Genomic DNA, 26283 nt, shown 5'->3' with positions numbered 1-26283 from the left:
TATGGGTGACGTGGAGACAATTCCGCGGAACGATCGCCGTCGCGTCGTTGGCCCCTTTGCTGCTTGCCGCGGGCATTGCAGTGGTGACCTTTCTCGCCGACCGCGTGAGTTCGGACTATGCCCTGTTCCGATGCTTCGGATTGTCGACCACAACGTGCCTGACTGAATCGGCGCTGACCCTTGCAAGCTTGGCCACGCTCGCTCTGCCCGTGGTACTCGGCGTGTTCGTCGGCGTGACCGTATTTTCGCGGGATATCGAACGTCGTACTCATGTCTTGGGCCTGACTCAGGCAACTGGACGTTCGAGATGGTACTGGACACGCGTTGTGGTGGTGTTCACTCCGGTAGTTCTTGCCATGGTTGTCCTCGGTTACGTGGTGTTGTGGTCACGATTCGGGCCAAACCCGTATGGGGGGAGTTTCGTCGACGCCTTCTACTCGCGTCTCGAGTTCCCTACGTTTGGGACGATTGGCGTCGTACCGGCCGGTTACACCGTCCTTGGATTGGCGATCGGTAGTCTGACGGCCCTGTTGCTGCGCAACACGATCGGCGCAATGGCGCTCACGCTTGTCGCCGTTACGAGCGTCATCGTCGGCCTACCAGCCCTGGCACGCGCGCACTATGCAACGCCGGATGCGGACCGTCTCTCCCTCGAGATGAGCGAGTCCGGTCGAAGTGTCGCGTACGAAATGGATCCTTCCAGCGTCAGTTACCCTAGTTGGACCGTGGATTCGTACTACGCGGATTCAGAGGGTGACCGTGTCACCGTGCAGTTCGATGCATGTTCGTTCGGAGATGAAGCCTGGCCTGAGCCTGGACCGGATGAAACAACAGTCGAGTTCGACGCTCGGACCGACGCATTCGTAGCCGAGCGTTCACTGAGTCGCGTCCAGTGTCTTCGTGAACAGGGCGCCGACCATTTCGTGAACCTCCAATTCGAGGACCGGATGCTGTGGCGGTTCCAGTTCACCGAAACCGCGTTGTGCCTGGTGCTTTCGGCGATCTTGTTGGGCGGGTCGAGCCTGTTGGTTCGGCGGCTGCGGCCATGATGTGGTCTGCCTGGCGAGCGAACCGTACGCCGCTGGTGATCTCGCTGACCCTCATCGCACTGTTGATTGCGGCGACGATGGTTGCCGGAATGTACATTCCACGCTATCCGAACTGGACGTGGTCCTTCGGCGAAATCTGTTCACGATGGAACGATGTGGGCCCGTGCAGGCCCGGGACCTCATTGACACTGTCTACCCTGCTCGCGCTCCTACTCCCATTGATATTCGGCGTCTTCGTCGGAGTCCCGGCGTTCGCCCGCGAAGTAGATCCGCGCATCCATGTTCTGGCACTGACACAATCGACCAGCCGGGCTCATTGGTATCTGGCACGCGTGGTCGTGGTGTTTCTGCCCATCTCCCTTGCAATGACGTGCTTGGGGTTGGCGCTGCACTGGGCATCGGGACCGTCACGAGATTCGGTGAGCATGGCAGGCACGCCGAATGTCAGCTTCTCGTGGTTCGACTTTCCACATTTCGAGACTGCAGGTATCGTTCTCGGCGCCTACACGCTCCTGGTGTTGCTCATCGGCAGTACATCGGCGTTGGTCCTGCGCAGTGGAGTAACGGCAATGGTGGCAACACTTTTCGTGTTCGTGCTTGTCCCGGTGGCTTTCACCTGGACAGCCCGCGAGCACTACGGAACCCCCGATGTGAAAAGCCAGCCGATCAGCGGCCTGGCCCGAGAGTCCGAATACGCTTCGAGTCCGTATTTCACTCAGGACGGGACGTGGGTCGTCGGTGCCGGGTACGTAGATGCGAGCGGCAACCGCGTGCGACCCGAAACTCGACGTTGCCAACAGTCGTATTCGGACGACTACGGCCGAAGCCGCGACGGCGAGTCGAACGAGCAGCGTTGGGAGCGAAATCGTATCGAGGACCGCATCCGCGCAGAGCGGTTCGATGTGTGCCTCCGAGAACAGGGCGTCGACCGATTCGACATTCGCTATTTCGATGAGAGCAACTTCTGGCAATTCCAAGCTGTCGAGACCGGACTGATGCTCGCGCTCAGCTCTGCGGTCAGCGGGATCGGAATGTGGCGAGTCCGCCGCCTGGGCTGAGTTCGTCTCGAACTCCGGGTGCGCGCGACGGAGCACGGCGCAGGGGAGTGATTCCCCTGCCGAACCGATTCCGAAAAGTGTTTGCAATCAGATAGACCTTCCTTTACCGTCGTGTCGTGCATTTGTACTTTTCCTGAGACGGCCGAGTAAGGCCTACCGCGCTCGTGGAGTGATCCGAGCCAGGCGGTGGCCGCTCGTTCTCGACCCAACGTGGTCGCCGCCATCGGCGCGCCCGTTTGCCGTCTTCCGGCTCGGCGCGTCCTCTCGAAGGACTCGAATGTTCATCTCTACGAACGCTCAACCAGCACGAGACCGTGCTCAGCTCATTGCCTCCGACGTGTCCGTGACGCGTGGACCCACCCTGGTCCTGAACCAGGTCGACCTCGTCGTGACTCCTACATCGCGGATCGCCGTACTCGGTGAAAACGGGCGCGGAAAGTCGACGCTATTGCACGTGCTCGACGGAACCCTTCCTCCCGACTCCGGCACGGTGCAGCGCATCGGCACACTGGGCGTCGCAGAACAGGAGATGCCTGCGAACAACGGCCGCACCGTCGGGCAAGCCGTCGCCGACGCGATAGCCGAACCGCTCAGGGCGCTGGCGGAACTGGACGCGGCCATGCTTGCCTTGTCCAAAGGATCTGCCGTCGGAGCTCAGCGATACGAAACAGCACTGCAGCGGGCCGAAGCGCTGGACGCCTGGGATGCCGAGCGGCGAGTACAGATCGCGTTGGCAGCACTCGACGCGGAAACCGAGCCCGCGCGGTTGCTGGACACGCTGTCCGTCGGACAGCGGTACCGGGTACGGCTGGCGTGCCTGCTGGGCGCCGACGATGACTTTCTGCTTCTCGACGAGCCTACGAATCACCTGGACCGGAGCGGTCTCGAATTCTTGAGCGCACAGCTGCGGAAGCGCAACGGCGGCGTCGTCGTGGTCACCCACGACCGCGCATTGCTCGCCGAGGTGGCGGACACTATCGTCGATCTCGATCCGTCACCTGATGGGCGAATCCGTCTGTACGGCAACGGCTATACCGGATATCGGGAGGGCCGCCTCGCTGAGCGTGTCCTGTGGGAGCAGGAGTACAACCAACAGCAAGCCGAGCATGCCCGACTGAAGGACAGTCTCAGCGCCGCGCAGAATCGTCTGCAATCCGGGTGGCGACCGGGTAAAGGAACGAACAAGCACGGCCGCGCGACCCGCGCAGGTGGTCTCGTACAGCGCGTTCATCGCCGACAGGAGCAACTCGACGCGCACGCGGTTACGGTGCCCGAACCACCGCGGCAGTTCAGATTCCCCGAACTCCAACCGAGCACCGAATCTGTGTTGTTGAGTGCGGATCGGATCACCGTGGCCGATCGCCTGACCTCCGAGGTGTCCTGCGCTCTCTCGCGCGGCGACCGGCTCGTCGTAACCGGTCCGAACGGTGCCGGGAAATCGACGCTGTTGAGCGTGCTCGCCGGCGAGCTGCAACCCGCAACAGGCGAAGTTCACATTTCAGGGGGTGTCCGTCTCGGTTTCCTGCACCAGGAAACCGATCTGCCGTTGAACCGACGTGCCAGTGAGGCGTACTCCTCGCACCTCGATGCGCTCGTCGCTGCGGGGGTTCTCGATTTTTCGGACGCAATTGGGCTCTCGCACCTCGGTCTACTTCGTGCGCAGGAGTCGAGCAAGCGGATCGGTGAACTGTCGATGGGGCAGCGGCGTCGACTCGATCTGGCCATTGTGCTTGCGACCAAACCTCATGTCTTGCTCCTCGACGAACCGACCAATCACCTGTCGATGGCGCTGGTCGACGAACTCACCGATGCTCTGTCCGTAACCCTGGCCGCGGTGGTCCTCTCCACCCATGATCGTCAGCTTCTCGCCGACGTCCACGACTGGCCCGCAGTGCAACTGGCGGCTGCATCGGTAAGCGAGGAATCGGCACTACCTTAATCGCTTGAATGGTTCATTCATGTTGACAGACAACATGAATGGACCATTCAAGCGACGGTGCCCGTCCCGAGGGAACCTCATGCCCCCGGTAGTGGGAACTGCTCCACGAGGAACCTTTTGACGACCTTGCCGGTAGCGGTGCGGGGCAACTCGTCGAGGAACGTGACGTCTCGTGGAACAGAGAAGCGGCTCAACCGGTTTCGGATGTAGGTTCGCACCATGTCGGCGTCGAGGCCAGCACCGCCTCGTCCGACGACGAAGGCCGCCAATCGCTGCCCGTACTCGTTGTCGGGCACACCGACCACCGCGACTTCGCCCACCTGCGGGAGGTTGGCAATAGCATCCTCGACGGGCCCTGGGAAAACGTTCTCGCCGCCGGAAATGATCATCTCGTCGTCGCGGCCGCACACGAAGAGCTTGCCGCTGTAGTCGAGGTAACCGATGTCCCCGGTATCCATCATCGCCGATCCGAGCGCGGATGCGGTGGGAGGCGGTTCGGCGTTGGTGTACCCGTCGAACAGCATGTCGTTTCCGACGAAGATTCGTCCAAGAGTGCCGGTCGGTACGACGCTGCCATCAGCAGAAAGGATTGCCACCGTGGTCCCCAGAGGCGGCCGACCCGCAGTCGCGGGAGATTCTCGAAGGTCTTGCGGTGTCGCGACGGTTCCCCAAGACACCTCGGTCGAGCCGTAGAAGTTGTAGAGAACGTCGCCGAAGACGTTCATGAAGCGACTGACGGTCGATCCGGTGAGCGCGGATCCGCTACAGGCAACCACGCGCAAACTCGACGTGTCGTACTGAGCCCGAACGTGATCCGGCAGGTCGAGAATCCTCTGGAGCATGATGGGAACTGCAATGAGTGACGTGCAGCGATGTTCGTGGATTGCACGGAGGCAGTCCTCTGCATCGAAACGGTCCAGGAGAACGACCGTCGCACGAAGCGGTGTGCTTATCTGCAGCGCTGCCAGGCCCCAACTGTGGAATATCGGCGCAGCGATCAGCATCCGTTCGTTCATCTGTAGCGGCATGCGCGACAACATGGCAGCGACAGTTCCGAATCCCTTCGGAGTGGGTCGCTGTGCACCTTTGGGGGAGCCACTGGTCCCCGAAGTGAGTACGACGACCTTTCCCGGGTGTTCCGGCCGTTCGAACTCGGCGGACGGCGCCGCCACGAAGTGTTCGAGGGTGCGCCGACGAGGTACCCCAGTGCGAGGCGACAGGCTGATCCGTGTCGTCGCGTTGGGGAGGTATCGCACCATCGGGTCGAATTCGTCGTCGACGAACAGCACGTCGAAGCGCTGGCGCTCGGCGATCGCCTCGATCTGCCGTGCCGCAAGACCGGTGTTGAGCAGGACTACCTCGACACCGAGCAATCCGCACGCGACGATGCATTCCGTCATCGTCGAATGGTTGCGGGCCAATATCCCGACGGTGCTGTCCGTACCGATGCCGAATGCACTCAGACCCGCCGCGATTCTGTGCGACCGCTGATGTACCTCCCCGAATGTGCGTGTTCCTCGGTCATCGATCATCGCGATGCGGTCAGGAGAATGCGCAGCCGCAGCTGCAAACCCACCGCCGAGCGTGAAGCCCCATCGCGACAGAGAATGCAGTTGCTTGAATGCTCGATCGGGCCGGGCCGCACGCACGACGCCCGAGCCGACCATCGTCTTGAGGATCGCGATCTGGATCGACTTGGAGTCGCCGCCGTTGGAGACGATCGAGGTCGGAGTGCCGCTGAGCACATCATCGAGCCGCCTCAACCCGGCCGACACCCATTCGACCACGGCCTTGTTGTGCTCGGGCTGTGGCGCGTAGCTGCCACCGAGGCCGGCCTTGAACGCCGTGACGTCGACTTTCGTCGACCCGTCCGGCAGCGTTCCCAGCGTGAAGCGCACGAATCCGCCCGAAGCGAGGTGTTCGATGGTGATGGTTGGCCGCGCACTTCGACGAACGACCAGCTCGAGTGCATGGTCGACACCGTTCACGCGGCACCAGTATCCGCCGCCGAGCGCGTCGTCCCTCAGGAAGCAGGACTCGATACCGGCGAAGAACCGAGGAAACGTTTCGAGGGCGGTCAAGATGTTGCAGACGTTGTCCTGGTCGTGCGCGAAGACAACACTGCAGTCGATAACGTCCGAGACCATGCCAACCCCTTTGGATTCACTGCCGGGCGGACGATAATTGCGACACACTCGGCACATTCCGGGTAAAGGCCGCTCGTGTCCACGACCGGTCGATTACCTGGACGAAGCCGTCATAGTAGCTGTTGCGGTCGGTTACACGCATGAAATCAGTCGAATCGATCGCAGGAGACCGTCGTTTCGTACGCCCTGACGGCCAGTGGACGGCCTTGCCTAGAGTGTCCGGTCTCTCCAGTTAGTCTTCGAGTAGTTCGGACGGACGGGTTCGAACGGAAATTGCGCCGCTGGGATGCCACGAGCGAGGATGTAAATGAAGTTCTACGACCTGACCGAGGCCGGTCCGCCTGCGTCGAGCATCGTGCTCGGTTTGATGCGTATCGAAACGCTCGACGACGCGAGCATCGCCCAGCTCGTCGGGACCGCGCGAGATGCGGGTGTGTCGGTGTTCGACCACGCAGACATCTACGGAAGTAGCCGGCACGCGTGCGAGCGTCGCTTCGGTGAGTCGGTGTCGTTCACGCCCTCGGAACGCGAACAGGTGGTCATTCAGAGCAAGGTCGGAATTCGGGACGGGTTCTACGACTTCTCGAAGAATCACATCGTGGCCACCGTCGAGGAATCGCTCAGCTCCCTGCGTGTGGACTACCTCGATGTGCTGCTACTTCACAGGCCGGACAGTTTGGTCGAACCTGCTGAAGTCGCCGAGGCCTTCGACGAGTTGCATACGGCGGGCAAGGTGCGCTCTTTCGGGGTGTCCAATCACACGCCTGGACAGATCGCGCTCCTCGCCACCGAGGTGAGGCAGCCACTGGTCGTCAATCAGGTGCAGTTGAGCGTCACCCACGCGCCTTTGATCGCGGCCGGGGTTGCGGCGAACATCGGGGGACTGGACCAATCCATCGACCGAAGCAATGGTCTACTCGAGTACTCGCGCATTCATGGGATGGCCCTGCAGGCGTGGTCACCGTTCCAAAGTGGCTACACCGGTGGTGTTTTCATCGGTGACCGCGAAAACAATCCGGAACTGAACGATGTCCTGGACGAACTCGCTCGTGACTACGGCGTGACTCCCACCGGAATCGCGACTGCGTGGATCACTCGTCATCCGGCGAAAATGCAGGTAGTACTGGGCACGACCACGCCGAGCCGGGTGTCCGAAGCCGTCGCCGGGAGCGAGGTGAATCTCAGCCGGGAGCAGTGGTACCGAATCTTCCGAGCTGCCGGGTACACCCTTCCCTAGTCCCGCCGTTGCTCTTACCGAGACTTCGGCGCGGATGGTGGGCGCGAAGTAGAACGTCGATCGAGTCAACGCGGACCGAGGACGAGTTCCGCCGCGCTGACGTCGTCGATGACCAGATCGGTGATGAGGCCACCACGTAACGCTGCGGTCAGGGCGTCCAGCTTCGATTCGCCGGCCACGATGCAGAGGCGCCGCGGGACGGCTTTGAGGCGGTCAAGGCTGGGCCCACTCGATCTGTCGTTCAACGCTATTCGGTCGTAACTGCCGTCGGAGCGCAAGAAGACCGTTGCGATGTCGCCGACGACGCCGTCACGTTTGAGTGCGGCGCGGTCGCTGTGCTCGAGGTAGCCGGCGCTGTACACGTGGCTCGGAACGGCGCCGCTCATGACTCCGATGCTGAACACCGCGAGGTTCATGCTGTCTTGCAACTCCAATACCCGCTTGATGCTCCGTTCACGCCACAGGTGCTCGCGGGTCTCCGGGTAGTCGAAAAACGCAGGGACCGGAAAGCCCTGTGCCACAGCACCGTAAGCATCGGCGAACGTGCGGATGATGTCGGTGGCGTAGGAAACACCCGTGGTGCGGGTGTTGGCTGCGCCGTTGAGTTGGACCACGTACGAGTTGTGTGTGCGTTTGGGAGCAAGCTTCCGGCTCACCGCACTGATGGTTGTTCCCCAGGCAACACCCATCACCATGTCCGACTCGAAGTACGACGTCAGCAGACGGCCGCCGAACGTTGCCACTCGGTCGAGCCGTTGCATGTCGTCGACCGTTTCCGAAACCGGAACCACGTGTGCACGAATGTCGTACAGATCGGCCAGTGCTTGCTCGATCCGAGGGGCTTGACCAAGGGGTGTCGAGATTTTGATTTCGACGAGTCCGGATGCCCGCGCGTACGTGATCAGCCTCGAGACCGTCGAGCGGGATACACCCAGCTCGCGGCCTATGGCCGCCATGGTCATGTCTTGAAAGTAATAGAGACGGGCTGCCTGCGTGGCGTGACCGATCCTCAGATCGGACTCGGGAATGACCTGTTGATTCGTCACCCGTTCAACTATACGACCGATTTGCACATATGTGCAGCGGCTTTGCAACGTAGTGCAGGGCGTCTACCGTCGTGAATAGCACGCACTGTGGCGTGCATCACCGATCCACGAAAGGATCCAACATGTCGCGGAAGGACGCGGAATGGGGATTGCCGGCGCACATGGCGGCTGAATTCGCCGGAACAATGATTTTGATTCTGTTCGGGGTAGGTGTCGTAGCGCAGGTCACCTCCGGGGGTGAATCGGGCAGTCTCGGCGGTCACGATTCGATTGCCTGGGCATGGGGCCTCGGGGTGATGTTCGGCATCTATGTCGCAGGCCGCGTCACCGGAGCACACCTCAATCCGGCGGTCACCTTCGCATTCGCTCTGTTCCGCGGTTTCGAATGGAAGTTGGTTGCACCCTACGTCGTCGCCCAAATTGCAGGCGCTTTCGTGGGAGCGCTCTTGGTGCGGTGGAACTACAACGACATGATCAACGCAATCGACCCCGGCCACACCACGGCGACTCAAACGATCTTCTCGACGCTGCCGGGCAACGGCACGTTGCCGGTGAGCGTCAGTTCGGCGTTGCTCGATCAGATCATCGGAACAGCGATCCTGCTTTTCCTGATCGTGGCCGTCACGGACTCGCTCGGGACAGCGCCGATGGCGAACCTCGCTCCGTTCATCGTTGGGCTCATTGTCGTCGGTATCGGATTCGCGTGGGCTACCAACGCCGGTTACGCGATCAATCCCGCCCGAGATTTCGGACCTCGCCTCGTGACGTACTTCACCGGATACGGTGGAGCGTGGCGAGATCAATACGGAGGCCTGTACTTCTGGGTCCCCATCGTCGGACCACTCGTCGGCGGACCGATCGGAATATTCCTGTACGACCTGCTCATCGGAAAGAACCTTCGTAAGCAAGAAGGAGCGACACCCGAGGGGCCCTCGCGACTTCCACAGACCCAGACACCAGGAGAGAAGCCATGACCGACTCGACAGGGCAGTACATCGCCGCGATCGATCAAGGAACCACGTCCTCGCGCTGCATGATCTTCGATCACGCCGGCACAGTCGTCGCCGTCGATCAGAAAGAACACCAACAGATATTCCCGCAAGCGGGTTGGGTCGAGCACGACGCATCGGAAATCTGGGACAACGTGCGCGCGGTGGCCGCAGGCGCAATGGCCGCTGCGGACATCACCTTCAAGGACATCGCTGCCGTCGGCATCACCAACCAACGCGAAACTGCATTGGTGTGGGATCGGAAGACAGGTAAGCCGGTCTACAACGCGATCGTCTGGCAGGACACACGAACCGATCGCATCGCGACGGCTCTCGGTGGAGGCGATGCAAACAAGTACACCGCCAAGACCGGTCTGCCGTTGGCGACGTATTTCTCCGGACCGAAGGTCAAGTGGATCCTCGACAACGTCGATGGTGCCCGCGCCAAAGCCGAAGCAGGAGAACTGTGTTTCGGCAACATGGACACCTGGGTGCTGTGGAACATGACCGGCGGCACGGACGGCGGATTGCATTACACCGATCCCACCAACGCCTCGCGCACGCTGCTCATGGATCTCGATAGTCTGCAGTGGGACGAAAGCATCTGCGCCGACATGGATATCCCGATGTCCATGCTGCCCGAGATCCGCTCGAGTTCCGAGGTGTACGGAACCGGCCGTGAACGGGGACCGTTCCGCGGCGTACCGATCGCCGGCATCCTCGGCGACCAGCAGGCTGCGACGTTCGGGCAGGCCTGCTTGTCGCCTGGCGAGGCCAAGAACACCTATGGCACAGGCAACTTCGTGCTGCTCAACACCGGCACCGAGAAGGTCATGAGCAAGAACGGTCTGCTGACCACGGTGTGCTACAAGATCGGCGATCAGCCGACGGTGTATGCCCTCGAGGGGTCGATCGCCGTCACCGGGTCGCTCGTACAGTGGCTTCGTGACAATCTCGGGATGATCGCCAAGGCCGAGGACATCGAGACCGATGCCCGTTCGGTGGAGGACAACGGCGGTGCATACTTCGTCCCCGCCTTCTCCGGGCTGTTCGCCCCGCATTGGCGCGCCGATGCGCGCGGCGCGATCGTCGGGCTCACGCGGTTCGTCAACAAGGGGCACCTCGCACGTGCGGTACTCGAGGCCACCGCGTACCAGACACGCGAGGTCATCGAGGCCATGAACGCCGATTCCGGGGTCGATCTCGAAGTGCTGAAGGTCGACGGCGGAATGGTCGTCAACGAGCTGTTGATGCAGTTCCAATCCGACATCCTGAACGTCGACGTGGTGCGGCCCGTTGTGGCCGAGACCACCGCACTCGGTGCGGCGTATGCGGCAGGGCTAGCCGTCGGGTTCTGGGAAAGCGAGGACGACATCCGGCAGAACTGGGCCGAGGACAAGACATGGACTCCGTCCATGGACGAAGACCAGCGGGCAAAACTGTATGCCGGTTGGAAGAAGGCAGTAACACGCACTCTCGATTGGGTTGATGACGAATGAGTTCCACCACAACAGCGTTGAGTCCGGGGTCGCGGGCCGACGCACTGGCTCGCATGGAGGCCGAAGAGCTGGACATACTGGTGATCGGCGGCGGAGTGGTCGGCGCCGGCGTTGCGTTGGACGCCGTCACCCGCGGCCTGAAGGTGGGATTGCTCGAAGCGCGCGACTACGCAGCGGGAACTTCGAGCCGTTCGAGCAAGCTCTTCCACGGCGGATTGCGGTATCTCGAACAGTTCAACTTCGCGCTGGTCTTCGAGGCGCTGAAGGAACGGTCTCTCGTGTTGAACACATTGTGTCCGCACCTGGCTCGTCCGGTGCCGTTCATCTATCCGCTCGAGAAGGCCATCGATCGTGCGTACGTCGGCCTCGGCATCGGTGTCTACGACGTCATGGGCGCCGGCCGCGGCGTGCCGGGGCACCACAAGCACCTCGGCAAGAAGAAAACTCTGGAGTCGTTCCCGTCCGGCAAGCGATCCGCGATACGCGGCGCCGTGAAGTTCTACGAGGGCCAGGTGGACGACGCCCGGCACACGATGATGATTGCCCGCACGGCCGCGGCCTACGGTGCGTTGTGTGCCAACAGCACTCGCGTCACCGGCTTCATACGGGAGAGCGACCAGGTCGTCGGGGTGACGGCAAGCGATCTCGAAACCGGTCGATCCTTCGAGGTTCGTGCCAAGCAGGTCATCAACGCGGCCGGCGTGTGGACCGACGAGATTCAGCAGATGGTCGGGGGCCGAGGACAGTTCCAGGTTCGAGCATCAAAAGGCGTCCACCTGGTTGTGCCGCGCAACAGGATCAACAGCGCTACCGGCATCATCACCAGGACCGAGAAGAGCTTGCTCTTCGTCATCCCCTGGGGAAGTCACTGGATCATCGGTACCACCGACACCGACTGGAAGCTCGACCTCGCGCACCCGGCTGCGAGCCAGAGCGACATCGACTACATCCTCGGTCATGTCAACAAACTGCTGGCCGATCCTCTCGACCGAGAAGACGTTGTGGGGGTCTATGCAGGCCTGCGCCCGCTTCTGTTCGGCGAGTCCGACTCCACCAGCACCCTCTCGCGGGAACACGCGGTCTCGAGCCCGGTCCGCGGTCTGACGGTCATCGCAGGAGGTAAGTACACCACCTACCGCGTCATGGCGAAGGACGCAGTCGATGCGGCGGTGCACGGTCTCGAGCGCACAGTCCCGAAATGCGTAACCGAGAACATTCCGTTGGTCGGGGCCGACGGCTACCTCGGTGCGTACAACTCTCGCGCCTTGACGGCCGAGCGCACCGGCATGCGAGTCTCACGCGTCGAACATCTGCTCGGACGGTACGGCACGCTCACGGGCGAACTGCTCGACATGATCGAGACGGATCCGGAGCTGGGCAAGCCGCTCGTCAGTGCGCCCGAGTACCTGAAGGCCGAAGCTGTCTACGCAGCGAGTCATGAAGGGGCGCAACATCTCGACGACATCCTGACCCGTCGAACTCGCATTTCGATCGAGGTGCCCGATCGAGGTGACGCAGCCGCCGAGGAAGTCGCTCGACTGGTCGCACCTATTCTAGGTTGGAACGAGCAGCACATCACCGACGAGATCGAGCATTACCGACTGAGAGTGCTGGCAGAACGAGATTCGCAGCAGCAACCCGACGACGACACTGCGGACGCCGCACGTCTCGGTGCTCCCGACGTTCGGCAGGGGACCCGTGCATAGGTAGCGGAGCGGCCCAGGACTTCTCGCTCAGCCCGATCCCGTCGGCGTCGATCGAAGGACGCCGAGGGGTCGGGCTGCTTTGCCGTTCGCAGTCCAATGTGTACTCGGTCGTCCGGATGTGCAGGTTCTGCTCAGCAGGAGCTGTCAACCGGACTAGCTTTTGACCATGAACAGAAGTGGAACCTTCGGGTCAGTTCTCGCTGTCGGGTTGATCGCAGTTTCTGCTGCCTGCGCGTCCGAGGACGTCACCGTGTCTCCTCCGTCGCAGGAAACGCCGTCCGCAGCGTCGACAACCTCGAACGCGAATACGAACACGGCAGAATCGAGCGCTGCTGGTGCCCCGTCGAACACGCCATCGCCCCAGAACTGCCTTGCGGCTCAGCTCACCGTTACCCTCGGCGCTGCCAACGGCGCCGCGGGTTCGACGGAACTACCCATCTTGTTCTCGAACACCGGCACCAGCCAGTGCACGCTCGATGGGTATCCAGGTGTTTCCTATGTCTCCAGCCCAGGCGGCGCCCAGGTCGGGCAGGCCGCGGTCCGGTCGGGCTCGGAGATGACGCCGGTGGAACTGGCCCCCGCTGCTTCCGCGAGCGCGTTGGTGAAAGCAACCGTGGTGGGCAACTACCCCGCAGACCAGTGCGAGCCCACCCCGGTTGCCGGCCTGAATATCTACTCACCCAACACAACCGAAGCGGTCTACCTTCCCTATCCCACAACAGGATGCGGCACGAGCGACACGTCGATCACCCAGTTGGCCGTGCAGCCAGTCACAGCGAGTCAGTAGTTCTTCGGACCCACCACGGCTCTCGAATTCCAGCGGTGACCGCGATGGGCCGTCGAACACAACTGGTCAGTTGTGTTCAACGGCTTCGTCGTGGGGAGGATGGGGCACGTTCTCGTCGTCGACGCGTGCGCCTTCCACGGTGCCCGGCTCGGTTTCATGTTCACGAGGGCCATCGTTGCTGCCATGATTTTCCACCGCTGCATCGGCGTCGGTCGGCATCGTCATCGGATCTCCAAAGTCAGTCAGCGAAAAGGGGCAAGAGGGATATGCCCCGTTGAATGCCGATGTACACCCGAGTCGGTCGATCAGCATCGGTTTTCGGGGCGGGCAGGCGCGCCGAACTCGACGGCGCACGAGTCGATCCCTGTGCGAATCAGGTCAGTCGTGTTTCGCTTCGTAGCGGAGCAGGACTGTGCCACCTGGGAACGTTCGGTTCTCGAGCAGACGTAGCGTGATCCACGACGGCAGGGTCGGAAAGAACGGTGTGCCGCCGCCCACGATGGTGGGCGTGAGCACAATTCGATACTCGTCGACCAACCCCGCACGCACGATAGGGGCAGCCAGCGTCGCGCCTGCCACTTCCATCGTGCCGTCGGTTTCTGCTTTGAGTCTCCTCACTACATCGACGGGGTCGCCGCGTTCGAGTCGTGAATTGAAGTCGACGGACTCCAAGGTTCGCGAGAACACGACCTTCGGCATATCGCACCAGATGCGCGCGAAGTCGACGATCATCGGGGTCGCGTCCGGATCTTTGCCCGCGGTGGGCCAGTATGCAGCCATCATGTCGTACAGCCGACGGCCGTAGAACGACAGTGCGGTCTCTCGCTCGAAATCGTTCCAGTACTGGTGCAGTTCTTCACTCGGATCGGAGAAGTCGATGCTGCCGTGTGCGTCGGCGATGTACCCGTCGACCGAGACGTTGAAGCCATAGATGAGTTTGCCCATGTGTATCGGACCGAAGCGGAGAGCGAAACTCATCGAGGCAAGGGCATTTCTACTTTCAGGGGTGCGGCGTGCCTCGAGAGCTACCGATCATGCCCGGACACCGGAATTCTTCGAGCCCGACGCGACACGACGCAGAAAGTACAGGCCTGCACCCACGATCAGGAGTATCGATGCACGAAGCCATGTCTCGGCGGACTGTTGCGTCGCCAACACCGCGCACGTGATCAAGGCCAAGATCGGCAGTATCGTCGGGGCGCGAAAGTGGTCGCGATCGGTGTTGTCCCGGCGGAGCACGAGAACCGCGATGTTGGTGCTGACGAAGACGAACAGCAGCAGAAGTACCACCGTTTCGGCGAGTGCTGCAACGGACCCGGTGACGCTCAGCGCCATGGCGACCACAGTGGTTGCGATGATCGCGGCCCACGGTGTTCGGCGCACAGGGAGGACTTTGCTCAGAGCGGAGGGAAGCAGATTGTCTCGGGCCATGCCGAAGGTGAGGCGCGACGCCATGATCATGGTCAGGAGAGCACCGTTTGCTACGGCGACAAGTGCAACCAGGCTGAACAGCCACGGCGGAATGCCAGCATCAGCCGCGTCGACCACCTCGAGTAGAGGGCCACTCGACTCCGCAAGGACTTCCGGATCGACGACGGTGGATACGGCCAGGCCGACCAACACGTAGACGACGCCTGCCGCTGCCAAAGCCCCGAACAGTGCCCGGGGATACACGCGGCGAACGTCCTGAACTTCTTCGGCGATGTTCGCCGATGTCTCGAAACCGACGAACGAATAGAACGCCAGCAAAGCTGCGCCCAACACTGCCAGTGCCGGGGTAGTGCCATCGTCGAATTCGAGTACGCGCGAAGGAGTTCCGTCACCACGTCCGAGTACCAATCCGGCAAGCGCGATGATCACGAGCAACCCGGACACCTCGACGACCGTCATGACGAGATTCGCGCGCAAGGATTCGGTGATCCCGCGGGCATTCAGGAGGGCAACGACGACCAAGAATGCCAGGGCCGCGGGTGCAGCGGGGACATCGAAGAAGACCTGAAGATAGTCGCCGGAGAACGCGAGGGCGAGACCCGCTGCGCTGGTAACCCCAGCCGCGAGCATGCAGAAACCCACCATGAACGAGACTATCGGCAACCCGTAGGCACGTTCTGCGAAGACTGCAGCACCGCCCGCGCGCGGATACTTCGTGACGAGCTCGGCGTACGAGGCTGCAGTGAGCATTGCCATGACCAGTGCGACTACGAGCGGCAGCCAGATTGCGCCTCCGACTTCGCCTGCGATCTCGCCAACCAGGGCATAGATGCCGGCGCCCAGTACGTCGCCGAGGATGAAAACGAACAGCATCTTCCCGCTGATTGCTCGTTTCAGCGACGTCGGTTCTCGACTTTCTCGGCTGGGTGCCGACGTGTTGTTCACAGCACGCCGGCTGCAGCAACAAGCGTGGCGACGTGCCGCATTGCCTTGACGGGCGTGACGCTCATGAGCTCGCGGATGCCCCCTTCAGATGAGTTCAAACCTGATTCGTCCGGGGTCGTTCGGACGTCGGCGGTAGGAACTGCTTGCCGACGTCACTGGACGGATTCCGAGGCTCGGCCCGATAGTGGACGCATGGACCCTCAGAACCCCGATGTACCGGAGGACGTCTTCGCCGACGTGCTGAAGCAGATCACGCAGTTCGTACGGTCGAAGGTGGTTCCGCGTGAACTCGACATCATGAACAGCGATTCCATTCCGGACGACCTCCGCCGTCAGTCGGCAGACATGGGGTTGTTCGGGTACGCGATACCCCAGGAGTGGGGCGGGCTCGGCCTCGATCTCGTCCAGGACGTCGAGGTCGCCATGGAACTCGGCTACACCTCACTGTCGCTGCGTTCGATGTTCGGCACCAACAACGGTATCGCCGGGCAGGTACTCGTCGGCTTCGGAACCGAGGAGCAGAAAGCGAGGTGGCTACCGGGTATGGCCGCAGGCGAGATCGTCGCATCCTTCGCTCTCACCGAGGACGGGGCTGGATCCAATCCCGCCGGCCTCAGAACGACGGCGCAGGAGGACGGCGATGGCTGGACGATCAACGGCAGCAAGCGGTACATCACCAATGCCCCGGCAGCGGACATGTTCGTGGTCTTCGCCCGACTGGACCCGAAGCCGGAGACCGGCAACGGAATTGCCGTGTTTCTGGTGGCGGCCGACAGTGCAGGCATCGTGGTCGGCGTCAAAGACGCCAAGATGGGACAGCAGGGGTCCGGAACGGCCGACGTCACCTTCACCGACGTGAAGGTGGGCTTCGACGCGTTGGTCGGTGGTAGCGGGGATATCGGCTACAAGGCTGCTATGACATCACTGGCTCGGGGGCGAGTGCACATCGCTGCCCTTGCCGTCGGTCAAGCCCAACGGGCACTCGACGAGTCCGTTGCGCACGCAGCGGTTTCCACGCAGGGCGGCGAGCCCATCGGAAATTTCCAACTCGTTCAGGCGATGATCGCCGACCAACAGGTCGGAGTCATGGCAGGTCGAGCTATGGTCCGCGACGCAGCCCGGGCGTGGGTGCAGAACACCGACCGACGTATCGCGCCGTCGGCAGTCAAATTGTTCTGCACCGAAATGGTCGGTAAGGTCGCCGATCTCGCAGTTCAGATCCACGGCGGCGCAGGCTACATGCGCGAGGTCCCCGTCGAGCGAATCTACCGTGACGTCCGACTCCTGCGTCTGTACGAGGGCACCAGCGAAATTCAACGACTGATCGTCGGGGGAGGCCTGATCCGGGAAGAGCAGAAACTGAACCGATGACTGCTGGGCTCGACCGATCGCGCGAGTGCTGTGATCGTCTGTCGCGACGAGTGCAGCGGCAGAGCTGCGAGGCTCACTTCTGTTCCTCGGAGCACCACCATGTCGTTCGGCCGCCGACGGTCCCACGCGTCATGGGTGCGCCGCAACGGGGGCACAGAGCGTCGGCGTTCCGGAACGGAATTATCTCACCCGTGTGAACGCCGCCCTTCTTGATGGCTGCACGTATGGCGCGTCGCAACACGATCCGCAACTCGTCGAGTTCGTCGGTGGTCAGGGACTTGGCGCGTCTGGCCGGCGATTGCGCACTCTGCCACAGCACTTCGTCGGCCAGTAGATTGCCGATACCCGCGATCGCAGCCTGGTCGAGCAGCCGGGCTTTGAGAGGTGCGGCGCTCGAACCGACTCGTGCTCGAAAGTCGTCGCGGCTGATCTCTGCCGCATCGGGGCCGAGCGCATCGATGTCGGGCTCGAGTCGGACTCGGCCTAAGCGTCTCTTGTCGAAAAGGCGCAGCTGACCGCCGTCGTCGAACGTCATCGTAAAGCGAGTCCATTCCGGCTTGTCGGTGTCCCGCTCACCCACATGAGGGTCTCCGCCGCCATACTTGGAGGTCTGCTCACCATCCGGCGCTGTGACGATGATTCGCCCACCCATTCCGAGGTGAATACCGAGTGTTGGTCCAGCGGACCCGTCTGATGTGGTGGTTTCGCACCACATCGCTTTACCCCGCCGACGTGCTTCGACGAGTGTGCCGCCCTCGAGTGCGCGCGCTATGTCGCCTGGTCCGTGCGGGCGGCATTCGAACGAGTCGGTGTCGTCAATGTCGGTGATGACGCGTCCCAGCGCCTTCTCGACGACCTGCCGGGCGTTCTCGACTTCGGGGAGTTCGGGCATCCACCGGGTGTACCCGAGGAGCGAAAGCAACCAAACACGCAGGTTTCGTTCCGCGAGAGTCTGCGTAGTTTGAATATATGCCCTACCTCGACAGAATCGACGACGTTTTCGTACTCAACCTCGGAGAGCGAGACGAGGTCGACACGGAGAACCGTATCGGTCCGAGATGGCTGGAGACGGTCGGCGCCTTGCTCGACGAGGTCGAGGGCTCCGACGGTCCCACGGCACTCGTCACGACGGCAACAGGCAAATACTTCTCGGCCGGCGTCGATCTGTCCTGGGGTGCTGAGAACTTGCATCAGGTCAACACGTTCATCGGCTCGGTCCAGACTCTGTTGTCACGCATTCTCACCTTCCCGATGCAGACCGTGGCGGCGCTCCAAGGTCACACCTTCGGCGGAGCCGCGTTCCTGTCGATGGCGCACGACCATCGGATCATGCGCTCGGACCGCGGTTTCCTCTGCTTTCCGGGGGTGAGCATCGGAGCGAGCTACAGTCCGGGGACAGTCGACATGGTCGCGGCAAAATTGGCTCCCCATGCCTTTCACGAGGCGCTGACCACCGGACGACGGTACGGCGGGGACGATGCGGCACTACTCGGACTCGTCGACGCAGCAGTACCCGCAGATCGAGTACTGGGCGAGGCTGTAGCCCGCGCGTCTGCTCTGGTCAGCACGAGAGGAAATGTCCTCGGCGACATCAAGCGGACGATGTATGCCCGCGTACTCGATTCACTGGAGACGCCCGTGTCAGGCGTCGACGAGCAGGAATGGACGTCGCGCTAGACGGATAACGCCGGCCGACAGTGAGGACGCGGACGTTCACGGGTCATGGTGCGAGAGTGCGAAGCCCCTGCGAGATGGCCAGCGTCAAGATCTTGCCCACGACAAATGCCAGGCCAGGGACGGGTGCGTCGAAGCCGATGGTGTAGTCGAGGTGGGTGCCCCCATCGGCGGTTGGGCTGAGGCGCTGGACGCCCCAATGACCACGCAACGGACTGCCCTTGGTGATTCGATACTCGATCAGCGAGTTCGGCTGCGACGTCGTCGTGGTTTCCTCGAATGCGGGGAGCGGACCGATTTTCAACCGCCTCGTCGAACCGACACCGTTGCGGGTCGAGTCGCCGTCGCAGACCCGGTCGATCTTCGACTTGAACACGGGACCGAGGTTCTCGTGTTCGGACAATGCCTCGAAAACGGTCGCAGGATCGGATGCGAAGTCGTGCTCGATATGCACTCGGGTGGGGGAGCTCATGAAAGGGTGCCTCCAGTGGTTCGTGCGGGCCGCGGTCGGATCCACAGACTCTCACACGTTCTCGGAGGTCGCGGACATCTCGATCACGGGACGCGTTCATCGGCCGGGATGTCCGCTTGATGTGTTCAGCCGGATGTGCGCTTCGCCAGTCGCTCGATCCGTGGTAGTGCGAGTGCCATCACAGGGAGGTAGGCCGGTGCCCAAAGCGGGACTCCGAAGCTGACAACGCATCCACGCGCATGGGGTACTACCTCGTGTCTCGTTGCCGGTACTCCGGCCACAGTCCAACCCCACATGCGGCCGTCTTGGAATTCGGTGATGCGAAACGGCAGCGCTACACCGACGGCCGTGATCACTTTCCCGGTCGAGCCCATGGACAGCGGACCTGGCTCGTCGAGCTCGGCGCCCGATACGGTGGGCCCCCAGTCGGACCATGCGTCGAGGTCGACGAGAACGTTCCACGCGGACGCGGGCGGGGTCGCCATGAACAGTTCGACCGATGGCATACCGCGACGCAGTTTCAAACGCATAGCGACCGCGATAGCCGATCGGCGTGCACACCAAACACGGCGTGATGCCGGTCTCGAATCGGAATAGGTAACCGGGAACGTGTGGTTAGCAAGGTTCAGTAGTTGATGGGTACATATCCGAACACGGAAAAGAGTCGAGTCCAGTGAAGTTGTTCACCCCGTTGTCCCTCGGCGACCTGACCCTTCGCAACCGCCTGGTGATGGCCCCGCTGACCCGCGTGCGATCAGGGCGGGACGGTGTTCCAGGCCCGCTGGTCGTCGAGCATTACCGGCAGCGGTCTTCGCTCGGCTTGATCGTCAGCGAAGGGACTTACCCGTCGCAGGCGGGACAGGGCTTCCCGGGGCAGCCCGGGCTCGTGACGCCCGCCCAGATCGATGGCTGGCGAAAAGTTGCCGATGCAGTGCACGCCGAGGGCGGGTTGATCGTTGCGCAGATCATGCACGCCGGCCGCGTCACGCACGAGGGTACGACCGGCGGCCGTGAGGTGGTCGGCCCGAGCGCCATTGCCATCGACGGTGAAACACGCACGTACGACGGTAAGGCGCCCTACCCCGTTCCCCGCGCGCTCGACACAGACGAGTTGTCCTCGGTGATCGACGAGTTCGTACAGGGTTCGAAAAACGCGATCGAAGCCGGGATGGACGGCGTCGAAATACATTCGGCGAACGGGTATCTGCTACACGAGTTCCTCTCACCCGCATCCAATCGTCGCGACGATGCTTACGGCGGCACGCCCGAGAATCGCGCACGTTTCGTCATCGAGGTCGTCAAGGCGGTGGCCGATGCGATCGGCGCGGGCCGGGTCGGGATCCGAATCTCGCCTGAGCACAACATTCAGGACGCGCTCGAGACGGACCGCGCCGACGTGGCCGCCACATACGGCGCGTTGATCGACGCACTCGCTCCTCTGGGGCTTGCTTTCCTCAGCGTGCTGCACAAGTCTCCGTCGGGTGACCTTGTGCAAAACCTGAAGAGCTCTTTCGGCGGTCCAGTCTTGGTCAACTCCGGATTCGGTGAGATAACCAGCAGGGACGAAGCGCTGACGCTCGTGGCGGACGGCATAGGAGATGCAGTGGTCGTCGGTCGCCCCGCCATCGCGAATCCGGACCTCGTGTACCGGTGGCACGAGGACCTGCCACTGAACGAGCCTGATCAGGCGACGTTCTACTCGGACGGGGCGAAGGGCTACACCGACTACCCGGCACTCGCTCGGTAGCACACCTCGGAGGTCTCGGTCAGGGCTCCCATATCTCCGTGAGAGCCACCGCGCGGTCGACTATTCGCTGGGCCGCGCGGTGACCGGACCTGAGCGCCGCCGTCACAGTTGCTGGGTCGTCGGTCCACGTGGCTTCACCGGCGAGATGCAGCACACCGTCGATCGGCGTCGCAAGCGCGTCGTGGTCATTGGGTTCCGAGCCGACAGTCATATACGAGTAGGACCCTGACGAGTACGGGTCGTCCTGCCAGCGGGTGACGTGCACGAGTTCGGGTGGGAGCGCGCGGTCGCCGAAGATTCCTCGCAATGCGGCCATCACCGATTCTCCGATCGATTCGTCCGACCACGTCCGGGTTTCGCGCGCACATGACCCCGCGGCGAAGGTCAGCAGCATCGGTGGCCCGTCCACGGGACTGACGTCGTAGAACGAATGCCACCATCGGCCGGCGGCTCCTTGCTGCCGAATTGCATAGACGTCCTCGTCCCAGAACTTGACCGGGAATCGTAGGAACACCTTCTCGAACGCGTTCATCTCCAATCCGTCGAGTGCACCGGCGACGGGTTCGGGTAGTGGCGGATCGAATACGAATTGCGCGGACTTCAGTACGCCGACGGGCACGGTGACCACTGCTCGTGCTGCCGCGAACGTTCCTCGTTGGGTGTCGATCGTGACGCCGGATTCACCCCGGCGTACGCGTGTCACGATGTGTTCGAACCGGATGTCGAGTCCGTCGGCCAGGCGCAGCGCCAGTTCGTCGTACCCGTCCGGAAATACGACTTCGTCACCTTCGATCGAGTCGTCGTCGAGTCCGTGGGCGTCGAGATCGTCGACCGACGCACCAGCCTGTTCCTCGGATCGGTGCCACACGAACTCCCGAACACGTTCCGCGCGTTCGGTATCCCAATCGAACAGTGCAAGCGTGGCTTCGGTTGCCTGCCCGAAAGTGGTCATCGGCTCGGCGGAGGCAATCGTCGATGTCGACGAAGCCGCGAAACGGTGCACGTCCGCGGCGAAATCTGCCGCGGCCTGCGCGCTCAAGCGGGTACCGGCGGGGGAGTAGTACGCGATCGGTCTGCCGTCCGGCTGATAACTGCCGACTGTGAACTCGGTCGTACGAATTCCGAAGGCGGCAGCGGCATCCGCGACAGGGTTGCCGTCGACGCCGTGTATCCATGACGCGCCGAGATCGAGAACATTTCCATCCGAGCGAGATGTCCATACCCGGCCGCCCACTCGGTCGCGAGCCTCGAGTACGACGACGCTTCTGCCATGGCGTGCAAGGATCCTCGCTGCCGTTAGGCCGGCGATGCCGGCCCCGACAATCAGAGTGTCTATGTCCGTCACGGCGGGCTCCGATCTGTCGTTGCAGTCCGCTCCCAGGCTATCTCTTCGGGTTGTGTGGCGTTCGGTGCTACCGGGATCGATCGACGATGTTCGACGCAGCCGTTGGAAGCCGGGCGTGAACGAGCGCAGCTGACTGTGCTCTGACACGATGTCCCGCATGACGTTGGCCCCCAGGACGACTTCGTTCACCGCTGGCACTCTGACACTGCTGGGAGCGCTGTATTTCGCTCAGGGCGTGCCTTTCGGGTTCTTCACCAGTGCGTTGCCGGTGGTCTTGCGAGAGTCCGGATACTCGCTGGTGAAAATCAGTGCGACGGGCGTCCTCTTCCTCCCGTGGGCGCTGAAATTCCTATGGGCGCCGTACGTCGACAGGTACGGCACCCGCAGGACGTGGCTGCTGTCGCTGCAGATCGCGTCGGCCGGTGTTGCGCTCGGCTTGTCGTTTTTGGACCTGTCGACATCGCTTCGATGGCTCTTCGTCGGAATCTTCGTCGTCAATGTTCTGTCGGCGACCCAGGATGTTGCGACGGACGGCATGGCGGTGCGTCTGTTGAGTACACGACAACGCGGGCTCGGCAATGGACTTCAAGTGGGTGCATATCGGATCGGAATGGTCTGCGGCGGGGGACTACTGCTGTGGCTGTTCTCGGTGTCCGGTTGGCGATTGCTGTTCGCCTCGATGGCTGTACTGCTGTTGCTCGCGACGGTTCCGGTGTTGTTTCTGCGGCAGGAACTTCGTGCCGCAGACGTCCACACCGAGGACGAGGGAAGCGACCGAGAGAAGTCCGCTGCTCGACTCGCTCTCGGCTGGGTCGAACGTCTGCGACGGCCGGGGATGATCGCGTTCATCCTTCTGATCGGCGGCTTCAAGTTCGGGAATTCGATGGGTTCGGCGCTCGTCGGTCCTTTCATGTCCGACAGCGGTTTGTCCCTGGGGCAGATCGCCCTCGTCGACGGTGGGCTGTCATCGGTGGCGGCGCTCGTCGGTGCTGGGCTCGGTGCGTTGTTGTCGTTCCGATACGGACGACGGCATGCGCTGCTGTTCGGCGGGATCGCGCAGACGGTCAGCCTGGTGCTGTACGTAATTGCATCGTTGGGAATCGGCGGTTTCCCGTTGATCGTGACGGCAAGTATCGCCGAGCACGTCCTCGGTGGCGCTGCAACCGTCGCGGTGTTCGCGCTGATGATGGATGCGGCCGAGAAACGGTTCGCAGGAAGCGACTACACCCTTGTCGCCTGTGCGGTCGTGGTTGCACAGGGTGCCGCCGGTGTGACGGCCGGAGTCGTCGGAGACCTCTTCGGTTTCACGGTCATGTTCGTCGTCGCGACGGTGTTGTCGGGTGCCGGCTGTGCTGTACTTCTACTCGCACTCGATCGAGGTGTAGGTCCGTCCGGACTGAAAGCGGTTGTCCCGCCGAGACGCGCTACACCCGGCCTTTGAGGATCGAGTACCAGTAGACACGGGGTAGGACGTAACGATCGAACGCCCACGCGGACCTTCTTGGTTCGAGCGGGTCGAGGAACGAGGGCAGTGAGGACGTCACCTGTCCGGTGCGGTCGAACTCGCCGGCGATGAGGGTGTGCGCGTCGATCGGAATCGGGGCGACGGTGTAGCCGTCGTACGAACCGAGTTTTCGGCCATCGCGCGCGGCGAGAATGTTGTCGACGAGAATGCCGACCTGCTTCCGCAATCCGCCGCCGGACGGATCGGTCTCGATTGCCGCACCGTCGCCCACAGCCCATACGTCGGGGTGGCTGCGGTGTTGGAACGTGTGCGGGTCGACGTCGACGAGACCATGACGATTCGGGTCTGTCAAGCCAGTGTGTCCCAGCCACTCCTGCCCTCGGAACGGCGGCACGAGGTGCAGGAAGTCATACTGGACATCCTCGGACGACCCGTCCGCACCGGTGACAGTGATGCTGCGCTGCCCTGGGCGAAGGGTGGTCACCGCAGCGTGCTCGACGACGCGGACATCCAACTGGCGAAGGCGCTCGCGAATTCGTCTGTCCAGATCCGGAACGCCGAGCATGTTCGGTCGGTCGATCACCAACGTGATGTCGATGCCGGGCAATCGTCCGTCGCTCCGCCACTGCGCGGCAGCGAGGAAAAGGGGTTTGAGTGTCGTACCGGTGCAACTCACCGGCGCGCGGGGAACGGTGAAGACTGCACGGCCTCGCGGAGACATGGACCGGACCAACTCCCACGTCTTTTCGGCTCGGTGTACGTAATTACTTGCTACCGAAGGGGAATCGAGTGCTTCGTCGATGCCGGGCAGTGCGGTGTGATCAGGAACCAGACCGGTGCCCAGGACGAGGTCGCGATAGCGGAGTTGCTGCCCGGATGCTGTCGTGACCGTGTGCGCGCCGGGATCGATCGACTCCGCTGAATCCTCGACCCAGGTAACACCGGCGGGAATTACCGAGCGCTGCGTGCGTTCGGCAGCGGACAGCTGCGCCTGACCTCCACCGACGTACGACAGCAACGGTCGGTAGGTGTGCACCTGGTTGATTTCGACTACCGCAACGTTGTCGATCCCTTTGCGTGTCAGTCGTGCCGCGGCGCTGATCCCGGCGTTACCACCTCCGATGACCACAACGTCGAACATGCGTTGCGCTGTGCTCGACGGATCGGAACCCGAATTATTCGGTGTGGCAACGACATCGCTGTGGTTCATGAATGTCGCAATACCCGAGTGAAGCCCGCGGAAACCAGGTACAACGCACTTCGGCCCGCGCTGAAAGCGCGGGCCGAAGTATTTCGCATCGACTCAGTGAACGGCGATGACGTCCTTGGCTATTGCGGCCAGTCGAGTCTGTGCTGCTGACACGACGCCGTGGCGGTTCTTGTGTGCTTCTTCGAATGCCAACACGATCCGGACGTCCTTCGGATCGTCCAGTTCCTTGATGGCGGCCACGGATTCGGAGACGTTCAAGGTCTCGTAGTCTTCGATCGGAAGTTCGCTGGGCTCCAGAATGCCGCCTCCGGCTCGGGCCGAGTGGATAGCGTCGGCAACCCCGTCGACACCCTCGTCGCGCGTGACGTCCTCGGCGGCTTCGAGCGCAGCGTCACGGCTCGCGGACAAGGTACGGACTGCGATATCTCCGGCGTGAGCTCCACGTCCGAGCAGCTCCGACACGCGGCTGGGGGTCGCACGAGCGACGTCGAGAGCTCGGTCGAGTCCGCGAGCAGACCAGGTTGCTGGTGCGTTCACGAGCTTGACCGCACTTCCGGCAGCGGCCTGGAGGGGCGTACGCCGAAGTGCAGCAGGACCACCGAGGGCATCCTCGGCGAGGACGGTTTCCAGCCACTCGACGGTGGCGGTGTGCGCTGTGATCAGGCGATTCGCCAGACCGACGACAGAGGGTTCGTCAGCGGCCGTCGCCAGCGCCTTGATGTACTTGGACCGGCTTACCAGCTGATGTTCGAGCGCGAGGTCGCCGAACAGCGCCTCGTCGAACGGCTGTGCCTGTTCGGCGAGCGTCTTGAACAGAGCGAGGGTGCGTCCGACCAACGGACCTACTACGTCCGGCAATCCGCCGAGCTCTCGCAGGGTCGATTCGATCGCTTCCGCGCGCTCACGTCCGTTCGCTGCATTTTGGGTCAATTCGGTCCGTACGGCTTCCGTACGAGCTTGTACGACGCGAGTTTCAGCCACCTGGATTTCGGTGTTGGTCAACTGCAGTACGGCCCGCAACTGTGCGAGCAAGGTGGGTGTAGCCATCGTGCGCTCCTTGGGGTTGTTTGGGTCGTGGGCGTGCCAACAAGACAATCTTCAGGCACTGACACAATGGTTACCCGCGGGTAGCAACATAAAACACCTGTACGGCGTTGTGATGAGAG

The 26283-nt window shown here is 62.4% G+C and carries 23 protein-coding genes; 12 read left to right on the top strand and 11 right to left on the bottom strand.

Annotated elements, in window-relative coordinates:
- Positions 1 to 5 precede the first annotated feature (5 nt).
- The 3 genes from D8W71_RS17820 (at position 6) to D8W71_RS17810 (ending at position 4046) form a co-directional block, all read left to right on the top strand.
- Positions 6 to 1049 (top strand): ABC transporter permease, encoded by a 1044-nt coding sequence (locus D8W71_RS17820; protein WP_153275393.1) that lies wholly within the window; start codon positions 6 to 8, stop codon positions 1047 to 1049.
- Positions 1046 to 2107 carry a hypothetical protein gene (locus D8W71_RS17815; protein WP_121115229.1) on the top strand — a complete coding sequence of 354 codons (1062 nt, stop codon included), beginning with the start codon at positions 1046 to 1048 and terminating at the stop codon, positions 2105 to 2107. Before D8W71_RS17820 ends, D8W71_RS17815 begins: the two co-directional genes overlap by 4 nt.
- A gap of 277 nt (positions 2108 to 2384) precedes the next feature.
- On the top strand, positions 2385 to 4046 hold the full coding sequence (locus D8W71_RS17810) for an ABC-F family ATP-binding cassette domain-containing protein (RefSeq protein WP_121115227.1): 1662 nt from the start codon (positions 2385 to 2387) through the stop codon (positions 4044 to 4046).
- Between the two features lie 77 nt (positions 4047 to 4123).
- On the opposite strand, the gene D8W71_RS17805 is transcribed toward D8W71_RS17810, so the two are convergent.
- Entirely contained in the window at positions 4124 to 6193 is a 2070-nt protein-coding gene (locus D8W71_RS17805; RefSeq protein ID WP_121115225.1) for an AMP-binding protein, read from the bottom strand.
- A 307-nt stretch (positions 6194 to 6500) separates the two neighbouring features.
- On the opposite strand from D8W71_RS17805, the gene D8W71_RS17800 reads away from it, so the two are divergent.
- Positions 6501 to 7430, top strand: coding sequence for an aldo/keto reductase (locus D8W71_RS17800; protein ID WP_121115223.1), 930 nt, complete (start codon positions 6501 to 6503; stop codon positions 7428 to 7430).
- A gap of 65 nt (positions 7431 to 7495) precedes the next feature.
- Here D8W71_RS17800 and D8W71_RS17795 read toward each other — a convergent pair whose 3' ends face one another.
- A complete protein-coding gene (locus D8W71_RS17795; protein WP_121115221.1) occupies positions 7496 to 8476 on the bottom strand; it encodes a sugar-binding transcriptional regulator in 981 nt (326 codons plus the stop codon).
- Between the two features lie 122 nt (positions 8477 to 8598).
- On the opposite strand from D8W71_RS17795, the gene D8W71_RS17790 reads away from it, so the two are divergent.
- From D8W71_RS17790 to D8W71_RS17775, 4 genes are all read left to right on the top strand, one after another.
- A complete protein-coding gene (locus tag D8W71_RS17790; protein ID WP_121115219.1) occupies positions 8599 to 9450 on the top strand; it encodes an MIP/aquaporin family protein in 852 nt (283 codons plus the stop codon).
- Positions 9447 to 10964, top strand: coding sequence for a glycerol kinase GlpK (glpK, locus tag D8W71_RS17785; RefSeq protein ID WP_121115217.1), 1518 nt, complete (start codon positions 9447 to 9449; stop codon positions 10962 to 10964). The genes D8W71_RS17790 and glpK overlap by 4 nt, the downstream gene beginning before the upstream one ends.
- Complete coding sequence (locus D8W71_RS17780) at positions 10961 to 12670, top strand: glycerol-3-phosphate dehydrogenase/oxidase (protein ID WP_121115215.1); 1710 nt, start codon at positions 10961 to 10963, stop codon at positions 12668 to 12670. The genes glpK and D8W71_RS17780 overlap by 4 nt, the downstream gene beginning before the upstream one ends.
- 166 nt (positions 12671 to 12836) lie before the next feature.
- A complete protein-coding gene (locus tag D8W71_RS17775; protein WP_121115213.1) occupies positions 12837 to 13457 on the top strand; it encodes a DUF4232 domain-containing protein in 621 nt (206 codons plus the stop codon).
- A 66-nt stretch (positions 13458 to 13523) separates the two neighbouring features.
- Here the strand turns inward: D8W71_RS17775 and D8W71_RS27645 are convergent, their stop codons facing one another.
- From D8W71_RS27645 to D8W71_RS17765, 3 genes are all read right to left on the bottom strand, one after another.
- Positions 13524 to 13682: a hypothetical protein gene (locus D8W71_RS27645; RefSeq protein ID WP_201265117.1), complete on the bottom strand. Its 159-nt coding sequence runs from the start codon at positions 13680 to 13682 to the stop codon at positions 13524 to 13526.
- A 153-nt stretch (positions 13683 to 13835) separates the two neighbouring features.
- Entirely contained in the window at positions 13836 to 14402 is a 567-nt protein-coding gene (locus tag D8W71_RS17770; RefSeq protein WP_121115211.1) for a dihydrofolate reductase family protein, read from the bottom strand.
- 87 nt (positions 14403 to 14489) lie between these two features.
- Positions 14490 to 15833 (bottom strand): APC family permease, encoded by a 1344-nt coding sequence (locus D8W71_RS17765; RefSeq protein WP_236077493.1) that lies wholly within the window; start codon positions 15831 to 15833, stop codon positions 14490 to 14492.
- 192 nt (positions 15834 to 16025) lie between these two features.
- On the opposite strand from D8W71_RS17765, the gene D8W71_RS17760 reads away from it, so the two are divergent.
- Positions 16026 to 17204, top strand: coding sequence for an acyl-CoA dehydrogenase family protein (locus D8W71_RS17760; protein ID WP_121115207.1), 1179 nt, complete (start codon positions 16026 to 16028; stop codon positions 17202 to 17204).
- Between the two features lie 73 nt (positions 17205 to 17277).
- Here D8W71_RS17760 and D8W71_RS17755 read toward each other — a convergent pair whose 3' ends face one another.
- Positions 17278 to 18096, bottom strand: coding sequence for an Fpg/Nei family DNA glycosylase (locus D8W71_RS17755; RefSeq protein ID WP_121119483.1), 819 nt, complete (start codon positions 18094 to 18096; stop codon positions 17278 to 17280).
- A gap of 77 nt (positions 18097 to 18173) precedes the next feature.
- Here D8W71_RS17755 and D8W71_RS17750 point away from each other — a divergent pair, with 77 nt between their 5' ends.
- Positions 18174 to 18881 (top strand): enoyl-CoA hydratase-related protein, encoded by a 708-nt coding sequence (locus D8W71_RS17750; RefSeq protein WP_121115205.1) that lies wholly within the window; start codon positions 18174 to 18176, stop codon positions 18879 to 18881.
- A gap of 43 nt (positions 18882 to 18924) precedes the next feature.
- Here the strand turns inward: D8W71_RS17750 and D8W71_RS17745 are convergent, their stop codons facing one another.
- Positions 18925 to 19350, bottom strand: a complete 426-nt coding sequence (locus D8W71_RS17745) for an SRPBCC family protein (RefSeq protein WP_121119481.1) — start codon at positions 19348 to 19350, stop codon at positions 18925 to 18927.
- 125 nt (positions 19351 to 19475) lie between these two features.
- Positions 19476 to 19880 (bottom strand): SRPBCC family protein, encoded by a 405-nt coding sequence (locus tag D8W71_RS17740; protein ID WP_121115203.1) that lies wholly within the window; start codon positions 19878 to 19880, stop codon positions 19476 to 19478.
- A 143-nt stretch (positions 19881 to 20023) separates the two neighbouring features.
- On the opposite strand from D8W71_RS17740, the gene D8W71_RS17735 reads away from it, so the two are divergent.
- A complete protein-coding gene (locus tag D8W71_RS17735) occupies positions 20024 to 21097 on the top strand; it encodes an alkene reductase (protein WP_121115201.1) in 1074 nt (357 codons plus the stop codon).
- Positions 21098 to 21116: 19 nt separating this feature from the next.
- Here the strand turns inward: D8W71_RS17735 and D8W71_RS17730 are convergent, their stop codons facing one another.
- Complete coding sequence (locus D8W71_RS17730; RefSeq protein ID WP_236077491.1) at positions 21117 to 22442, bottom strand: flavin monoamine oxidase family protein; 1326 nt, start codon at positions 22440 to 22442, stop codon at positions 21117 to 21119.
- Positions 22443 to 22599: 157 nt separating this feature from the next.
- Between D8W71_RS17730 and D8W71_RS17725 the strand changes: the two genes are divergently transcribed.
- A complete protein-coding gene (locus D8W71_RS17725; RefSeq protein WP_121115197.1) occupies positions 22600 to 23883 on the top strand; it encodes an MFS transporter in 1284 nt (427 codons plus the stop codon).
- Here D8W71_RS17725 and D8W71_RS17720 read toward each other — a convergent pair.
- Both D8W71_RS17720 and D8W71_RS17715 read right to left on the bottom strand, forming a co-directional pair.
- On the bottom strand, positions 23867 to 25117 hold the full coding sequence (locus D8W71_RS17720; RefSeq protein WP_121115195.1) for an NAD(P)/FAD-dependent oxidoreductase: 1251 nt from the start codon (positions 25115 to 25117) through the stop codon (positions 23867 to 23869). The genes D8W71_RS17725 and D8W71_RS17720 overlap by 17 nt on opposite strands.
- Before the next feature lie 93 nt (positions 25118 to 25210).
- A complete protein-coding gene (locus D8W71_RS17715) occupies positions 25211 to 26164 on the bottom strand; it encodes a ferritin-like domain-containing protein (protein WP_121115193.1) in 954 nt (317 codons plus the stop codon).
- Between the last annotated feature and the right edge of the window lie 119 nt (positions 26165 to 26283).

Origin of the sequence: Rhodococcus sp. P1Y (genome assembly GCF_003641205.1) — a bacterium.
In the GTDB taxonomy this organism is placed as follows: domain Bacteria; phylum Actinomycetota; class Actinomycetes; order Mycobacteriales; family Mycobacteriaceae; genus Rhodococcoides.
The sequence above is the reverse complement of the archived record's forward strand: the minus strand, read 5'-3'. Positions and strand labels throughout refer to the sequence as shown.

Coding starts and splice junctions, on each gene's coding strand:
- D8W71_RS17815 (WP_121115229.1), top strand. CDS start 1,046: ATGATGTGGTCTGCCTGGCGAGCGAACCGTACGCCGCTGGTGATCTCG.
- D8W71_RS17810 (WP_121115227.1), top strand. CDS start 2,385: ATGTTCATCTCTACGAACGCTCAACCAGCACGAGACCGTGCTCAGCTC.
- D8W71_RS17805 (WP_121115225.1), bottom strand. CDS start 6,193: ATGGTCTCGGACGTTATCGACTGCAGTGTTGTCTTCGCGCACGACCAG.
- D8W71_RS17800 (WP_121115223.1), top strand. CDS start 6,501: ATGAAGTTCTACGACCTGACCGAGGCCGGTCCGCCTGCGTCGAGCATC.
- D8W71_RS17790 (WP_121115219.1), top strand. CDS start 8,599: ATGTCGCGGAAGGACGCGGAATGGGGATTGCCGGCGCACATGGCGGCT.
- glpK (WP_121115217.1), top strand. CDS start 9,447: ATGACCGACTCGACAGGGCAGTACATCGCCGCGATCGATCAAGGAACC.
- D8W71_RS17780 (WP_121115215.1), top strand. CDS start 10,961: ATGAGTTCCACCACAACAGCGTTGAGTCCGGGGTCGCGGGCCGACGCA.
- D8W71_RS17775 (WP_121115213.1), top strand. CDS start 12,837: ATGAACAGAAGTGGAACCTTCGGGTCAGTTCTCGCTGTCGGGTTGATC.
- D8W71_RS27645 (WP_201265117.1), bottom strand. CDS start 13,682: ATGACGATGCCGACCGACGCCGATGCAGCGGTGGAAAATCATGGCAGC.
- D8W71_RS17770 (WP_121115211.1), bottom strand. CDS start 14,402: ATGGGCAAACTCATCTATGGCTTCAACGTCTCGGTCGACGGGTACATC.
- D8W71_RS17760 (WP_121115207.1), top strand. CDS start 16,026: ATGGACCCTCAGAACCCCGATGTACCGGAGGACGTCTTCGCCGACGTG.
- D8W71_RS17755 (WP_121119483.1), bottom strand. CDS start 18,096: ATGCCCGAACTCCCCGAAGTCGAGAACGCCCGGCAGGTCGTCGAGAAG.
- D8W71_RS17750 (WP_121115205.1), top strand. CDS start 18,174: ATGCCCTACCTCGACAGAATCGACGACGTTTTCGTACTCAACCTCGGA.
- D8W71_RS17745 (WP_121119481.1), bottom strand. CDS start 19,350: ATGAGCTCCCCCACCCGAGTGCATATCGAGCACGACTTCGCATCCGAT.
- D8W71_RS17740 (WP_121115203.1), bottom strand. CDS start 19,880: ATGCGTTTGAAACTGCGTCGCGGTATGCCATCGGTCGAACTGTTCATG.
- D8W71_RS17725 (WP_121115197.1), top strand. CDS start 22,600: ATGACGTTGGCCCCCAGGACGACTTCGTTCACCGCTGGCACTCTGACA.
- D8W71_RS17720 (WP_121115195.1), bottom strand. CDS start 25,117: ATGAACCACAGCGATGTCGTTGCCACACCGAATAATTCGGGTTCCGAT.
- D8W71_RS17715 (WP_121115193.1), bottom strand. CDS start 26,164: ATGGCTACACCCACCTTGCTCGCACAGTTGCGGGCCGTACTGCAGTTG.